Annotated in this window: 11 protein-coding genes, 2 tRNA genes and 5 pseudogenes; 3 read left to right on the top strand and 15 right to left on the bottom strand. The window is 40.7% G+C overall.

All coding sequences use genetic code 11. From position 1 onward, the window contains the following. The first annotated feature begins 20 nt into the window (after positions 1 to 20). Positions 21 to 290 carry a hypothetical protein gene (locus tag G4D76_RS08235; protein ID WP_213809627.1) on the top strand — a complete coding sequence of 90 codons (270 nt, stop codon included), beginning with the start codon at positions 21 to 23 and terminating at the stop codon, positions 288 to 290. 290 nt (positions 291 to 580) lie between these two features. Here G4D76_RS08235 and G4D76_RS16845 read toward each other — a convergent pair whose 3' ends face one another. Continuing rightward, positions 581 to 823 (bottom strand): NAD(P)-dependent oxidoreductase, encoded by a 243-nt coding sequence (locus G4D76_RS16845; RefSeq protein WP_371814672.1) that lies wholly within the window; start codon positions 821 to 823, stop codon positions 581 to 583. A 173-nt stretch (positions 824 to 996) separates the two neighbouring features. On the opposite strand from G4D76_RS16845, the gene G4D76_RS14970 reads away from it, so the two are divergent. Next, positions 997 to 1,233 carry a hypothetical protein gene (locus G4D76_RS14970; protein ID WP_250129854.1) on the top strand — a complete coding sequence of 79 codons (237 nt, stop codon included), beginning with the start codon at positions 997 to 999 and terminating at the stop codon, positions 1,231 to 1,233. Between the two features lie 93 nt (positions 1,234 to 1,326). Then, positions 1,327 to 2,799, top strand: a complete 1,473-nt coding sequence (locus G4D76_RS08225; protein WP_371814671.1) for a M3 family oligoendopeptidase — start codon at positions 1,327 to 1,329, stop codon at positions 2,797 to 2,799. Between the two features lie 145 nt (positions 2,800 to 2,944). Here G4D76_RS08225 and rlmH read toward each other — a convergent pair whose 3' ends face one another. The 14 genes and pseudogenes from rlmH to G4D76_RS08155 all read right to left on the bottom strand — a co-directional run bounded on the left by rlmH (position 2,945) and on the right by G4D76_RS08155 (position 15,733). After that, positions 2,945 to 3,424, bottom strand: a complete 480-nt coding sequence (rlmH, locus tag G4D76_RS08220; RefSeq protein ID WP_213809626.1) for a 23S rRNA (pseudouridine(1915)-N(3))-methyltransferase RlmH — start codon at positions 3,422 to 3,424, stop codon at positions 2,945 to 2,947. 315 nt (positions 3,425 to 3,739) lie between these two features. Further along, entirely contained in the window at positions 3,740 to 4,528 is a 789-nt protein-coding gene (locus G4D76_RS08215) for an MBL fold metallo-hydrolase (protein WP_250129852.1), read from the bottom strand. 5 nt (positions 4,529 to 4,533) lie between these two features. After that, the gene (yycI, locus tag G4D76_RS08210; protein ID WP_026859560.1) at positions 4,534 to 5,271 is read right to left on the bottom strand and encodes a two-component system regulatory protein YycI; all 738 of its coding nucleotides are present in this window, start codon (positions 5,269 to 5,271) and stop codon (positions 4,534 to 4,536) included. Continuing rightward, positions 5,271 to 5,825 (bottom strand): two-component system activity regulator YycH, encoded by a 555-nt coding sequence (gene yycH, locus G4D76_RS15965; RefSeq protein WP_256440442.1) that lies wholly within the window; start codon positions 5,823 to 5,825, stop codon positions 5,271 to 5,273. The genes yycI and yycH (G4D76_RS15965) overlap by 1 nt, the downstream gene beginning before the upstream one ends. A gap of 32 nt (positions 5,826 to 5,857) precedes the next feature. Then, the gene (gene yycH / locus G4D76_RS15960; protein WP_256440441.1) at positions 5,858 to 6,586 is read right to left on the bottom strand and encodes a two-component system activity regulator YycH; all 729 of its coding nucleotides are present in this window, start codon (positions 6,584 to 6,586) and stop codon (positions 5,858 to 5,860) included. Beyond that, positions 6,579 to 8,429, bottom strand: a complete 1,851-nt coding sequence (gene walK, locus G4D76_RS08200) for a cell wall metabolism sensor histidine kinase WalK (RefSeq protein WP_026859562.1) — start codon at positions 8,427 to 8,429, stop codon at positions 6,579 to 6,581. The genes yycH (G4D76_RS15960) and walK overlap by 8 nt, the downstream gene beginning before the upstream one ends. Next, positions 8,430 to 9,129 (bottom strand): annotated as a pseudogene (gene yycF, locus G4D76_RS08195) (response regulator YycF). 120 nt (positions 9,130 to 9,249) lie between these two features. Next, positions 9,250 to 9,322 (bottom strand) — tRNA-Asp (locus G4D76_RS08190). Positions 9,323 to 9,356: 34 nt separating this feature from the next. After that, positions 9,357 to 9,428 (bottom strand) — tRNA-Glu (locus G4D76_RS08185). A gap of 212 nt (positions 9,429 to 9,640) precedes the next feature. Beyond that, a pseudogene (locus G4D76_RS08180) lies at positions 9,641 to 10,931 on the bottom strand (adenylosuccinate synthase). A 117-nt stretch (positions 10,932 to 11,048) separates the two neighbouring features. After that, a pseudogene (gene dnaB / locus G4D76_RS08175) lies at positions 11,049 to 12,435 on the bottom strand (replicative DNA helicase). A gap of 24 nt (positions 12,436 to 12,459) precedes the next feature. Beyond that, on the bottom strand, positions 12,460 to 12,906 hold the full coding sequence (rplI, locus tag G4D76_RS08170) for a 50S ribosomal protein L9 (RefSeq protein ID WP_026859393.1): 447 nt from the start codon (positions 12,904 to 12,906) through the stop codon (positions 12,460 to 12,462). Continuing rightward, positions 12,903 to 14,875, bottom strand: a pseudogene (locus G4D76_RS08165) (DHH family phosphoesterase). The gene rplI and the pseudogene G4D76_RS08165 overlap by 4 nt, the downstream one beginning before the upstream one ends. A gap of 2 nt (positions 14,876 to 14,877) precedes the next feature. Then, positions 14,878 to 15,733: pseudogene (locus G4D76_RS08155) on the bottom strand (DUF2232 domain-containing protein). Positions 15,734 to 15,772: the final 39 nt, after the last annotated feature.

Here is a 15,772-nt window from a genome sequence, read left to right as displayed (position 1 = left end):
CGAAGGTTATAAAGGCTGAATTGCTTATTGATAACCCGGTAAAAGAGGATGAAGTCAAAACTCACAAAAAAACATTAACAGCTGAGACTCAGGTTTTCGCTTATATAAATCATTTTGCGGCAGACAGAGAAAATTTAATTATTCATTCCAATGTCAAAAAAGAAATCAGGGTTCAGAAAGTGAATAATTATATAGTATATTTGTTAATAGGTATAGCTTTCGGCCTTTTAGAAGTTTATTTTGTTAAAAACAAACAGATGAATAAATGGATTTACCAAGCATTATTTTGATAGCTTCTACAGCTCTATCTATACCATTTAGTGTCACTCACTTTGGTGCTAGTTTAATCCTATTTCAAGTTGTAGTACTTATGGGATTATATATAGAGGATTTGATAAATAAAAATAGAGAAAGTGATAAGATGAAATTTAAAGACTTATAATTCGAGAAATTTCATTGTATCTTGATACTTAACTCACCGTTCTAACAATTTAGGGCGGTGAGTTTATAACAAGTTTTCTTGTCATAATCAAATCTAGTTCCTGAATCACTTATGATACACTTCTAGTTATCCTCCAAACTAGTGAATGAACAAATTATACAGGTTGAATTTATATAAAGTAAGTTTGTCTATATTATATTCGACTATAGACGTAAAACATTTTCCAATATATAGCGTTAAGACTACATTCTCCATGCCAATTAAATTACGATTCATCTTTGACTCTTCATGGACATCAATCGCAGAACTTTTAATTTTCCTCTTTCTAAGCACTTCAACAAGAGTCATCTCATCTACAATCCTAACTCTTGCTGTGTTAATTAAAATCGCTTTTTCTCATTAGTTTAAATTCTACAAATATTGCTCTTATTTTTATCGTTAGCATAGGTGCATGCTCGGACTATTATGTATATCAGCGTGATTAATGTTTCTCTACATTCATTTCCTGTATGATAAAAATAAATACAGTTTTAATTTAGAGAGGAAGGTAATTGATGAACTACAAAGAAAAATGGGATATGGAGAGTATATTTCCTGGTGGAAGTGGCTCTGAAGCTTTCCAAAAACGATTATCAGAAGTAAGAGATAGTATTACAGCTTTTTCTCACGAACTCGATAATTGGGAGCTGGACGAACATTCAAATGATTTTACGTCACTGAAAGGAATCTTACAACACTATGAAAAATTTCAAACGCGCTTGGTGAGATGGGGAGTTTTGCGAATGGTTTAGTATCTGCAGATGTTACCGATCAAAAAGCAATGCAGAATTTAAATGCGATTGCGAACTTACGTAAAGACCTCTCATCACAGAATATTATTTTAAATAAAAATCAGTGCACTGACTGAAGTTCAATTTAGCAAGCTGTTAGAGGAAGATTTCTTTAAACCGATGCATTTCCCGTTAGAAGAAATACGACAAAAAGAAAAAGATTTACTATCAACTCAAGAAGAAACAATCATCAATCATTTGTCACTAGACGGCTTACAGGGCTGGAATAATATGTACAATCAACTCGTCGCTTCTATTCAAATTCCAGTAACTGAAGATAATGAAACCGTTTATTATTCAGCCGGTCAATTTGAAAACAAGATGGAGTCAGAAGAAAATCCAAAACATCGTGAAAAACTTTTAAAAACTTGGGAAGAAACATGGAAGAAAAAAGCTGATTTATTCTCTACAACGCTAAATCATTTATCAGGATTCCGTTTAAACGACTATGAACTTCACGACTATAAAGATTATATGAAAGTACCACTAGACTACAACCGTATGGAAGAAGAAACACTTGATACGATGTGGGATACTATTACAAAAAATAAAGCACCTTTCAAAAAGTACTTTGAACGAAAGGCGCAACTAATTGGTGTTGATCAATTAGGATGGCTCGATGTTACAGCAAGTGTTGACGTAGGTGATTACACTAACAAGCGGTATACTTACAATGAAGCAGCAACGTTTATTATCGATAACTTTAAATCATTCAGTCCAAAAATGGCAGAGATGGCACATCGAGCTTTTGAAGAGCAGTGGATTGAAGCGGAAGATCGTCCAGGAAAACGTCCAGGTGGATACTGTTCAAATCTTCCTGAATCTAAACAGTCACGTATTTTTATGACGTTTGCCGGTAGCACAAGCAACGTGTCAACACTCGCACATGAACTCGGACACGCATTCCATAGTTATGTCCTGCGTGATTTACCACTATTTAACCAACGTTACGCAATGAACGTTGCAGAAACAGCTTCTACATTTGCAGAACTTGTCGTTTCAAACGCAACGATTGAAAATGCAAGATCCAATGCAGAAAAAATCAACTTACTAGATGAAAAAATTGCTAGAAGTGCGACTTTTATGATGAATATCCATGCACGCTATATCTTTGAACGCAATTTATATAATGAACGCCAACAGGGAACTGTAGACAGCAACAGACTGCAAGAACTGATGGAAGAAGCACAAAAAGAAGCCTATCAAGATGCACTTCGTTCATACCATCCAATGTTCTGGGCAACAAAGTTACATTTTCATATTACAGGTGTACCATTCTATAACTTCCCCTATACATTTGGATACTTTTTCAGCTTAGGTATATACAACCGTTTCTTAGAAGACGAAACGTTACTTGAAGATGACTATATTGCACTTCTTCGCGATACTGCGAGCATGACTACAGAAGACCTTGCTGAAAAGCACTTAAATGTTGACCTGAGAAAACCAGACTTCTGGCAAGAAGCACTGGATTCAGTGCATAAAGATATTGAAGAATTTTTAGAACTAACAGAATCACATGTTTAATTTATAAATGATAAGCCCATCTATAAGCTGACACCATGAATTTAAAAAAATAATTTTAGATGACTTCTAAGGTTTGAGTTCGGTAGAATACCGAGCTCAAACCTTATATATATCATGATAATATTATTAAATAGTTATATTTTATCTATTTATGATAATTTTCATTTCTCAATATCTTATTCACTCTGAACAGCTGCTCCAGCATCATCACTTTCATCATCTGGTGCGGGTAGGTGAGAGTGCCAAAGCTGATTTCCTGGTTGCTGCGTTTTTTCACTGCATCACCGATGCCGTTGCTGCCGCCGATCACAAATACAACATCGCTTTTCCCAATATTCATCCAGCGCTGATATTCCTGTGCCAGTTTTTCACTTGTATACTGCTTGCCGTTTATTTCCAGCGTTACGACATGCTGCGTGTCTTTTATTTTTGCTAATATCTTCTCTGCTTCTTTATCTTTAATCTGCTCCAGATCTTTCGGACCCGCATTATTCGGTTCTTTCTCATCGGCTACTTCTATCAGCTCGATTTTTGCATATTTACTAATTCTTTTCTGATACTCTTTTACTGCATCAAGCCAGTATTTTTCTTTTAATTTTCCTACTGTAATCATTGTCAGTTTCATCTGTTTCACCTTCACTTTTAACGTCTTTTCCTCAATTATACAGAACTGTGGACAAATTCGTATATTTACTGCAATTTTATTAGTTATACACGTGTTATCCACAGGCTGTTGATAACTTTCCCACCTTAAACTGCGTGATTCCGCTCTTTTTTTAGACTGATTCATGCATATTTTATGTATTTTCCCACATTCCACACACTTATCCACGTTTTTATCCCAGTTATACACAACTTATCACCAAACCTGTGGATAACTTGTTAAAAGGGACAAAAATAGACCAAATTGCGCAGTTTTTCTCACAATTTGGTCTTCTTATTAAAGCTGATAAATTTCTGTCGGCACTGCCTTATCTGTATCGCATATCATTATATCGTTGTGCGTATCTATGTCGTACTGATTCAGTATCTGTTCAACACTCATACGTGCCAGTTCTTTAATGTTATTATCGAGACTTAAGTGTCCTAAATAGATTCGTTTTGTATTGCTTGTTATAACGTCCTTCATCGCGTGTGCAGCATCTTCATTTGACACGTGACCGACGTCTGACAGTATTCGCTGCTTAGTATTCCACGGATATCTGCCCATGCGGAGCATGTCCACATCGTGATTTGATTCAAACAGGAAGACATCACTTTCTTTAATTATGCCTTTCATTGTGTCAGAAACATAGCCTGTGTCTGTAATCAGTGATATTTTCTTATTGTTCTGTGAGAACGTGTAAAATTGCGGATCAATCGCATCATGCGACACGTTAAATGACTGGACATTCAAGCCTGCTATTTCTTTTTCTTCAAGCGGGTTGAAGTGAAATTTCTGTGCTGTTTTAATATTGATATCTTTACGCTCAATAGCATCCCAAGTCTTCGCATTGGCATAAATAGGTATATCGTATTTCTTTGCAATCACTTTTAAGCCTTTAATATGGTCTATATGTTCATGTGTAATGAAAATCGCATTTATGTCCTGGAGTGATTTACCTATTTGATTGAGCGTTTCATCAGTTTTCTTACATGACAGCCCGACGTCTACAAGTACACTTCCTTTTTCTGTTTCAATGAATGTACTGTTGCCTGTTGAGCCGCTTGCTAATACGCTCATCTTCATTCCGTTCACTCTCTTTCAATAATATCTTCTGTCTGACTCAGTGCATCGACGTAAATTATACGTTCAATATCCTCATCAGTAATTTCAAATTGCCATTTCGGACGCATCATAACCTGATTGTCTTCTTCCAGTATGATATAGTAGCCGAGCGTTGCACTTTCTATGACTGCATTATCAGTAATATTTTCCTGCAGATAAAGTTCTTCCACAATTACTTTAGGATGACGCACGTTCTGTTCGACAGAATAGTCGCTTTCCTCGATATTTTCCACGTAGCCCTGAGTCATGCTTGCTGATTCTTCACTGAAGTACAGGCGTGCTGCTTCGTGGCTGAATATCGGATATCCTTCATAATACTGGTTAAATGCTATCGTGTCCGGTTCGCTCATTACTTTATCATAATGGTATTCTTCGCCTCTGTAAATTGAATTGTCTTTGTATGTCTTTAAGCCTTCCGGTGCGAATGTCACCGACTCATCAAGAGGCAGAGTCAGCGCCGTATCTTTCTCCGACATATCATCTTCATGCTCCAGCTCTGCCGGATCGCCGAGTATAATTTTCATCTCGACGTTTTCAAATCCGTCGAGTGCACTCGTATCAATATTTGTCTCAGACAGCACATTCGTCGTGTCTGCGAGCTCTCTGACTTCATCATTTGATTCATTATACAAAATATAAATAAGGACTAAATTCATCAGCAGGAAGGCAGCTATAAAAAGGGATTTCGTTAATTTCCAATCCATCAGGACAGCCCTCCTTCATTGAATTTCATCCACGCACCGTCGTACTTAACGTACCATTGCGGTGTATAATCGATAAACTCCAGATCCGTTTCTTCATCATCATATGTCATATCATAGCCGAGTACGATTTTAGATACTTTCTGCAAATCAAATTTATCGTGCAGTGCAATCTGATAACGGACATTTTCAATATCTAAAAGTTCAACTTCTTCTTCATCTGATACTTTCGCGTTGGTCCGTATCAGCGGACGGGAATATTCGTATACTGAATTTGCTCCGTACTTCACAGTAATCGCTGTACTTAATCTTTCACTGAACACGACACGCCCGTTTAAAGTAGAGCGGAACGTTGCTGCATTTTCACCTGATTCATAATCAAAGAGCACATTATTCTGTGACAATCCGTTATGCGAGTTCAGGAAATAGTAAATATCCTGAATCGTCTGATGGTTATTGCCGCTTGAGGATGAGGATTCATTTAAATTTGTATAACTGTACTCATACGTATCAGTGTTGTACGTCGAAATATGATTTTCATCTTCATAAATCGACACATCACCTGAGGATGGACTTTCTTCCGGTGAATCTAAAATAATATACGGTTCATAACGTCGGTATTAATCTGTGTAATCATAAAACGTTCCGTATTAATCGTCCCCGGTGATGACGGTCCGTAAATTGCCGTCTTATTATTCGCTGTCTGCTGATTAGTAATAATCGGGGTGTAGGATTCAAAAATATCACTGTAAGATTCAACATGACCTTTTAAGAAGTCGGCAGCAATGTCAGTTTCGACGACTGCAACTCTCGAACGGCTTTCATCCACTAAGTTGAAGACAACATTTCCTTCTTTCATATCAACTACAATCCGGTCGAAGGTAAAGTCGGGGAGTGTCGAATCATGCGACAACCCAAGCATCTGGAATAAAGATTTTGAAGGTACATCGGAATAGTAATCGATAAGAAGAAACTCTTCATCATTACTTTCTTCTCCTCTAACATCGAGGCGGTTCAAGCTGTTGTAGACGTTCATACTCTTAATATTGGAACCTTCGAGATGTTCACGGACACCGATTAATGCTCTCGGATCCGTCGTACCCCGCGTGTTGTTCTCTCCCTGTATCCACACCAGCTGATACGTACTCATAACTTGTTCAAATGATACGCGTTCGCCCTGCCCGATATTAGTCGTTCCTTCGATTGTCGTATCAATCTGGGAAAATTCCGGTTCATAGCTCCAGACGAGATAAGTCAGCACCGCACTCGAAGCGACAATAACGATTAACAGGATGGACTTAATCCACTCTCTATACATCCCACTCATCCTCCTCTATCACTTCACAAGGCAAGTTGATAAAGATTGTTGTCCCTTCATTTTCTACGCTGTTTGCCCAGATTTTACCGTTATGCGCTTCGATAATTTCTTTTGAAATTGCAAGTCCCAGTCCTGTACCGCCCATTTTACGTGCACGGCCTTTATCTACGCGGTAAAAACGGTCAAAAATACGGTCAACTTTGTTATTTGGTATGCCGAGACCATAATCTTTTATACGTATTGTCATACGGTTATACAAAGTGTTCTGTTTCAAATGAATATCCACGCGTTTCGGTTCCCCGTGCTGATATTTAATCGCATTGGAGAGCACGTTATCCAGCACCTGACCCATTTTATCTACCGAAATATCAGTAAACAGGGGAGCGTCCGGAATATGACGTGTAAAAACAACATCTTCTTTATGTGTCATTTCAAAACGGTCGATAACACGGTTAATGAAGAGCTTGAAATCCACTACTTCTTTCTGGATTTCTTCTGCATCATTATCCATACGGGATAATTGCAGCAGATCTTCAACGAGACGGCCCATACGGTCGGTCTCGGCGCGTGTTACACTCAAGAATTTCGGCGCAATTTCTTCGTCCTGCCATGCACCTTCCTGTAATGCTTCTATATAACTTCGCATAGAAGTCAGCGGTGTTCTGAGCTCATGCGATACGTTCGCAACGAATTCACGACGCTCTGCATCGATACGTTCCTGTTCTGTAACGTCATGCAGTACAGCGATATAACCGTTGATAAATCCGGTATCTGTAACGATTGTCGAGAAGTTGACGCGGAGCGTTGCCGAGTCATCTGCCGAATCGATAAATATTAAATGACTGTCGTTAGCTTCCTGAATAATGTCTTCAAGATTCAGTTCTTCGCCGAGACGCAGCAGTTCCAGCATATTTTTGCCATGCAGTTCATCCGACTGTACACCTAAGTTCAGCATACCGACTGCCATCTCATTAACGATGCGAATACGGCCTTTTCTGTCGGTGGCGATAATACCGTCCGACATATGGGTAATCACAGAGTCGAGACGTTTTTTCTCACTCTCAGTGTTCGCCTGGGCTTCCTGTACTCTTTTTGAGAGAACGTTAAAGCTGCCGGCAAGCTGACCAATCTCATCATCGCTGTATATCTGTACGCGTGATGTATAGTCGCCTTCCGACATCAGGAGTGCCTGGTTTCTCATATCTGTAATCGGTTTTGTAATTGTACGCGCGACAAAGATACCGAGAATACTCGTAATGACTAATGAAAACAGTGTCGCGATAATAAATGTATTGTTAATCGCTTCAAGCTGCATGTATATACTCTCAACATTCGACTCAACGTAAATAACACCGGCGACTTCATCATTGACTACGACCGGCTGGTTTAAAATCCATACACGCTGATTGTCTTTATCGACGTTGACGAAAATTTCATCATTTGCAATGCCTGACTGGAGAGCATCCTGTGACATCGGTTCATTAATACGGGAACCGACGAGAGACTCGTTGGAAATTCTGCTCGTTCCAACAAGAATATTATCCGCATTTATATAGCGGATTTCTTCAATTTCAGGACGATTGCCGTAATCAGTCAGCAGACTTTGAATATCCGCCCGCATCTGATCACGGTCATCTCCGTTTTCCTGAAAAATCTCTTTAATACGCGTATCAATCAGAGTGACCTGGGAATCGATATTATTTTTAAAGTTTCCCGTCAAATCCCGCTCCAGACTGTTTGTAAAATACAGTCCGATAATCTGCATTCCAATAATAATCAGCAGCATGTATATCATTACTAATTTAAACTGAAGCGATTGCAGGTTTTTTAAAAACTGCTTCATTTAGTCATCACCTTTAATATAATACCCGACGCCGCGGCGTGTCATGATGTATTCCGGATGACTTGGATCGTCTTCGATTTTCTCTCTTAAACGGCGCACTGTAACATCCACCGTACGTACATCTCCGAAGTAGTCATAACCCCATACTGTCTCCAGCAAGTGCTCGCGTGTCATTACCTGAGACTTAAATTTGGCAAGATATAAAAACAGCTCAAATTCGCGATGTGTCAAATCTATATCTTTCCCGAATTTTTTAATCGCATAAGAGTCGGGGATAACAGTAATATCCCGATATATATATTTTTATCTTCCGGTTCATCTTCTTTAGAACTGACAGCATTATTGCGTCGTAAATTAACTTTCACACGTGCGATTAATTCGCGCGTAGAGAAAGGTTTTGTTACATAATCATCCGCACCGAGCTCAAGACCCAGCACTTTATCTATTTCGGAATCTTTGGCAGTAAGCATAATAATCGGCATATCGTTTTTTTACGAACTTCGCGGCAAACTTCCATGCCATCGATACCCGGCAGCATGATATCCAAAAGAACAAGATCCGGTACTATATCCAAAATCAGTTCCAGTGCATCATTGCCATCGTAAGCGCAGTGAACTTCATATCCTTCTTTTTGCAAATTAAATTCAAGTATATCTGCAATTGGTTTTTCATCATCAACAACAACTATTTTCTTGGCCATTAAGATATCCCTCATTTCACGTGTACGTTATTTAGTACGTAAACTTATCCATCTTTAAATGTATCACTTTTCAGACAAATAAAAAAGTCTGCCAGCATAAATGCTAGAGACTTTATTAGACGGTCCCGACGGGAATCGAACCCGCGATCTCCTCCGTGACAGGGAGGCATGTTAACCGCTACACCACGGGACCATTTTATATAGAGTTTTTTTAATCAAAAGAAAAGTGACCCGTACGGGACTCGAACCCGTGTTACCGCCGTGAAAGGGCGGTGTCTTAACCGCTTGACCAACGGGCCATGGTAAATATTATGCGAATTGCACAAGATTTATTATACCATGATTGTGAATTTGAATACAACACCTATTTTGGACTATTTTGTCTTATGTGCAGAAAAATAGTGGGAGCAACGGGATTTGCTCGGGAATGACGGCGTTTCATTGCGGAGCAAACCGCGATTAAGCATGAAAAAAAACACCGGACATCATTATGTCCGGTGCCGCAATAATATTACTTCTCGTTCCAGAAGTTTTTTAGTAAGTTTGTCTGGTTTCTGTCCGGGCCAACTGAGAATATAGATGCTTTCACACCGCATAGTCTCTCAATTTCACGCAGGTAGTTATATGCGTTTTCCGGAAGTTCTTCCAATGTCTTAACACCGGTAATGTCTTCTGACCAGCCCGGCATTTCTTTGTAAATAGGTTTCGCGCGCTGTAAGTCTTCAAGTGTTGCAGGGTACTCTGTAATTTCAACACCGTCGAGTTCATAAGCAGTACAGATTTTCACTGTTTTAAGTCCGCTCATTACGTCGATTGAGTTCAGCGACAGATCTGTAATACCGCTGACGCGTCTTGAGTGGCGGACAACAACTGAGTCGAACCAGCCGATACGGCGCGGACGTCCTGTTGTCGTTCCGTATTCACGGCCGATTTCACGGATGTGATGACCATCTTCGTCAAATAGTTCAGTAGGGAATGGGCCGTCTCCAACGCGTGATGTATATGCTTTACATACACCGACAACGTTTTTAACGTGTGATGGACCGACACCGCAGCCGACAGTAACGTTTCCTGCTACCGGGTTGCTTGATGTAACGAACGGGTATGTTCCGTGGTCAACGTCGAGCATAACACCCTGTGCGCCTTCAAACAGCACGTTCTTGCCTTCTGTGAAAGCGTCGTCGAGCAGTTTGGCAGTATCACATACGTAAGGTGCTAAACGCTCTGCAGCTTCTTTATACGGTGCGTAGATTTCATCGAATGTGAATCCTTCGTGATCGTATAATGCTTTAAGCATATGATTTTTCAGTTTCAGGTTCTCTTCTAAACGGCGTTTGAATACTTCGTCGTCTACTAAGTCAGCCATACGGATACCGATGCGCTGAACTTTATCTACGTACGATGGACCGATACCGCGTTTAGTCGTACCGATTTTATTGTCGCCGCGTGCTTTCTTCAAGTACATCCTGCGTAATGTGATAAGGCAGAATAACCTGGGCACGGTTTGAAATGCGTAAGTTATCAACGCCGATGCCGCGTTCAAGCAGTCCGTCGAGTTCTTTAATTAGAGATAATGGGTCAACTACGACGCCGTTCCCGATTAAAGAAAGTTTATCTTCGTAAAAAATACCTGATGGTACGAGGTGAAGTTTATAAGTCTCTCCGCCAAATTGAATCGTATGACCCGCGTTGTTTCCACCTGAAAATCGTGCAATAACATGTGCATCTTCCGAGAGGAAGTCTGTAATCTTACCTTTACCTTCGTCTCCCCATTGTGTTCCAACAACTACTGTTCCAGACATATGATTGCCCCCAAATGATTGATTAATTTTACCGTTACCAATGTTACCAATAATTCTTACAAAAATCAATTAAAGTCCGAACGTTTTTCAATGTAATATTGAAAAACATTCGGACTTCTAAGCCGGCGGTATATAATTATCGTCAAAATCACGTGTATCCTGGTCAAAAAAGCTGCTGTAGGATTTATTGAAGATTAATTTACAGTTCCTGTCGGACCGTTACGGTGTTTAGCTAAAATAATCTCAATTTCATCCTGGACACTCTGTGCGCCTTCTTCTTCATCTTCACCATCACCGCGGTTGTAATAGTCATCGCGGTACAGGAATGCAACGATATCGGCATCCTGCTCAATCGAACCTGATTCACGCAAGTCACTCATCATTGGACGTTTGTCCTGACGTGTCTCAACACTACGTGACAGCTGACTCAATGCGATTACCGGACACTGCATTTCACGGGCAAGTCCTTTCAGCATACGGGAAATTTCCGAAACTTCCTGCTGACGGTTTTCACCCTGGCGGCTGCCTGAACCCTGAATCAGCTGCAGGTAGTCGATAATCACCATGTCGAGTCCGTGTTCCTGTTTTAAGCGCAGACATTTCGCACGGATTTCATTCACTCGAATACCTGCCGAGTCATCGATAAAAATCTTCGAATTGGCAAGCGTACCAATCGCTGTCGTAAAGTTATCCCAGTCCTGATGATCGAGCGCTCCCTGACGGAGTTTTGTCGCATCGATCATTCCCTGGCTGGAAATCATTCTGCTGACGAGCTGGTCAGCACCCATCTCTAGTGAGAATACCGCAACAGTATACCCCTCCGGAGATGTACCAACGTGCCCTGCAATATTTAAAGCAAACGCCGTTTTACCCATGGAAGGGCGGGCGGCTAAAATAATTAAGTCGTTGCGTCCGAAACCCGAAGTCATAAAATCGAGATCCCGGTAGCCTGTCGGAATACCGGTAATGCCCGTATTATTTCCTGCGAGTGATTCGATTTGTTCGTAACTTCGTGCACAACTTCTTTCATCGATTTGAAACCATCGCTGCGGCGGCCTTCAGACACACCCATAATACGCGATTCAGCTTCTGCGAGCAGCTCGTTAATATCGACTTCGTTCTGGAAGCCGTCGCTCGCAATTTCATCTGCCACGCTGATCAGTTTACGGCGGAGTGACTGGCGCGCAATAATATCAGCATAAAACTGCCAGTTGCGGCTCGTCGGTGTGACGTTCGATAATTCACCCAGATAACGCGGATTCACCGTATTATTCAGTTCATCCATACTCCGCAGTTTATCGGTAATCGTCACAACGTCTAGCTCGGCATTTTGTTCGGATAAGAGCATCATCGCACGGAAAATCTGCTGATGCTCCGGCCGGTAAAAGTCTTCCGGAGCTATAATTTCAGTGACATTTAAAAAAATGGAGGAATCGATAAAGATTGCCCCAAGCACCGATTGTTCTGCATCATTATCATGCGGCATTTGGCGATTCATTTCCATTATCGATTCCTCCTGTTATTCATATTACTGTTCAACAACGTGTACTTTTAACTCTGCTTCCACTTCGTTGTGCAATTTAATTGTTACTTTGTGATAACCTAAGCTCTTGAAAGTGTCTGGCATATTCAGTTTGCGTTTATCAAGTTTGATATCGTGCTGTTTCTGATATGCTTCAATGACCTGTTTAGAACTTACAGAACCGAACAGACGGCCGTCTTCACCGGCTTTAGTTTTAATTTCTACTTCTTTACCTTCAAGTTCAGCTTTTAAATCTTTAGCTGCCTGAAGATCATCAGCTTCCTGCTGACGGACTTCTTCTTTTTGAGCGTCCAGTTTCTTCAAGTTTACAGCATTAGCTTCTTCAGCAAGACCTTTTTTGAACAGGAAGTTATGAGCATAACCTGAAGCGACTTCTTTAACTTCACCTTGTTTACCTTTATTCTTAACGTCTTTTAAAAATATTACTTTCATTCTTCTTCACTCCTGTTATTTAGAAATGTATCGATTGCTTCTGTTAATTCCGCGTAAGCCTCATCGATGGATTTGCCTTCCATGCGCGTCGCAGCATTTGTTAAATGTCCGCCGCCGTTCAGCTGTTCCATAATGATCTGCACGTTCACTTTACCTAGCGAACGGGCGGAAATTCCTATTGTCTCATCTTCTCTTAATGCCATCACGAAAGATGCCTGAACACCTTCGATCTGTAAGAGCTGATCCGCTGCCTGTGCAACTGTCACAGGGTGGTACGTCATCGTTTCATCCGCTTTAACGATCGCAATGCCGGTATCGCGTATTTCCGCAGATTTAATTAAATCACTGCGCGCGATAAACGTATCGATATCATTTTAGGAACGTCTGAGCCAGCACCGGATCGGCGCCGTTACTGCGTAAATAACTCGCTGCGTCGAACGTTCTTGAACCCGTGCGGAGCGTGTAGTTTCTAGTATCGACAATAATACCCGTCAGCATAATCGTCGCTTCAATGCGGGACAATTTATTCTGTTTGTTCTGGTATTCCAGCAGTTCCGCCACGAGCTCACTGGCGCTCGATGCATAAGGCTCCATGTAGACAAGCAGGGGATTTGAGATCATTTCATCCGCACGTCTATGGTGATCGATGACCACTTTCCGCGTTGCCTTATTAAGAAGATCTTCATCCAGCACCATCGACGGACGGTGTGTATCAACGATAACAATCGTCGTCTTCGGCGTCATTTTATCCCATGCTTCTTCGCTGCTGATAAACGTCTCGTAAAGATCTTCCTTTGACTCAACTTCTTTCATTAAGCGAGACAGCGTATCGTCTATATCTTCATCGTTTAACACAATATGCGCTTCAATCCCGTTCGAGCTGGCGATTTTAGCAACACCGATTGATGAACCAATCGAGTCAACATCAGGGTTTTTATGCCCCATAATAATGACGTTGTCACCTTCAAGAAGAATATCCCGGAGTGCGTGCGCCATAACACGTGCTTTAACGCGCGTACGTTTTTCCATCGGGTCGGTTTTACCGCCGTAGAATCTCGCACTGCCGTTAATCGTCTTAATCGCAACCTGATCACCCCCGCGGCCGAGAGCAAGATCCAGACTCGACTGCGCCAGTTCTCCCACTTCGATAAAGTCCGCAGACCCTTCGCCGATACCCATGCTTAAAGTTATCTGAGCACCATGTTCAGCTGAGTTTTCACGAATGTGATCGAGCAGTATAAACTTGGTTTTTTCAATAACAGCTAAACTTTTCGCTGACATAACCATCATAAAACGATCATTTGAAAAGCGTCGCAGGTAGATATTGTGTTCCGTTGCCCAGTCGTTAATCGTATTCGTCAGACTGTTGTTTAAATCACTCTTCAGCGCTTCAGTCATGTTCTGTGTCATATCATCGTAGTTATCGAGGAACAGAATTCCGATTACCGGGTCTTTATCTTCTAATTGTTTTTCCATCTTTTTCTCGTCGGTAATATCGACAAGCAGAAGGGCATTATTCTCTTCATAAAAATGAATCCGGTAGTTTTTTTGGTTGTACGACGTATCCATCTTCTGAATATTATTCGCTTTCAGCGTCGTCATAATATTCGGGAATACTCGGTTGATCGGTTCATGGTGAAAGTTTTCCGGAATTTCTTGTGACATAAATTTATTCAGCCATGAAATTTCTTCATCGTCATTTAATAAAAACTCCGAGAGGGAGATCATCAATAACATACTGCCTGGCACCTGCCATGTTTTTCGACAGTTCAATCACCCTGTTTTCACTGAGGACAAGCCAGCGGTAGAGGTACAGATAAACCAATGCCAGAATGACAATGCTCACAATAATGCTCACAATGCCAAAGACAGTATGGTTAAGTACAATAGCAATGCTAAGTATAGAAATATGGAATGCCAGCACAATAAATGGGATAAGCATCAATTTTTTATCTAAAACTTTAAACATCGCTATTTCCTCCTCAATTCCATAATTAATCGAATTCTAAAGATCATTTCGAACAGTCCGATAAGCACAGTAATTGGTCTGAACAGCACAAGCGGAATTAATATTATAATTGCCAGCACTTTGTTTAATTTCTTACTGAGCATAAAATAGTACGCGAAGGCGAGCCCGTGTATGAACAATGCCCATTCCAGAATGAGCGAGATATTGCTGTACAGTGTAATTGTACTTTCTTCCCAGTTGCCGCTGAACAGCATAATTATAAATATCAGTATATAGATATAACAGCATTCTCGGCATAATCCATTTGTCGAAACTGCGGTAATTCCACATTTGTGTATTATCCTGCGGCATTAATCTTACAATCAGTATGATGTACAATGCGAGGAAGAAACTGCCGATTATTAAAAAAGCGGGCAGGTTCTGGAAGTATAAATCCATCGCCTGGAGCACTGTATCTGCATCCATGACGTCAGGCGTTAATTCACTGACAGTATTGAGCTGTTCAGCGTACCAGTTTCTGAATGTCGCATATATTTCCGATAAAGGTCTTAAGAAACCAAGCATTTGCATCACTATAACGGTGGCCATCGTACTTAAACCAATAGCGAATGTCGTATAAAACAGCGTCAGTTCCTGAGAAATTTTTTTATCCAGCGTGTGTGCAAGAATGCTGGTAATAATGTATAGAATTATAAAACTGCCCGTAGCGAGCGGTGATAAAAACAGCATGGCCGGAATAAGAAAACTAAAGAATAAAATCCAGTAGTTTGCTGTCGACTGCTGCTTAATTTTTAACAATAAGTATATTGCAAATGGCATCACGACAGGACCGAAAATTATGGTGATCTCCGTGAGCATAATATAAGCTACAACAGCGAGCAGTGTAAGGGTAAGCGT

This window comes from Jeotgalicoccus sp. WY2, from assembly GCF_018437745.1.
GTDB lineage: Bacteria > Bacillota > Bacilli > Staphylococcales > Salinicoccaceae > Jeotgalicoccus > Jeotgalicoccus psychrophilus.
This window is presented reverse-complemented; position numbering and strand designations above follow the sequence as displayed.

Bases quoted from the DNA above. Each gene is read 5' to 3' on its own strand.
- G4D76_RS08215 (WP_250129852.1), bottom strand. From the start codon at position 4,528: ATGAAGATGAGCGTATTAGCAAGCGGCTCAACAGGCAACAGTACATTC.
- yycI (WP_026859560.1), bottom strand. From the start codon at position 5,271: ATGGATTGGAAATTAACGAAATCCCTTTTTATAGCTGCCTTCCTGCTG.
- G4D76_RS14970 (WP_250129854.1), top strand. From the start codon at position 997: ATGAACTACAAAGAAAAATGGGATATGGAGAGTATATTTCCTGGTGGA.
- rplI (WP_026859393.1), bottom strand. From the start codon at position 12,906: ATGAAAGTAATATTTTTAAAAGACGTTAAGAATAAAGGTAAACAAGGT.
- yycH (WP_256440441.1), bottom strand. From the start codon at position 6,586: ATGTATAGAGAGTGGATTAAGTCCATCCTGTTAATCGTTATTGTCGCT.
- walK (WP_026859562.1), bottom strand. From the start codon at position 8,429: ATGAAGCAGTTTTTAAAAAACCTGCAATCGCTTCAGTTTAAATTAGTA.
- rlmH (WP_213809626.1), bottom strand. From the start codon at position 3,424: ATGAAACTGACAATGATTACAGTAGGAAAATTAAAAGAAAAATACTGG.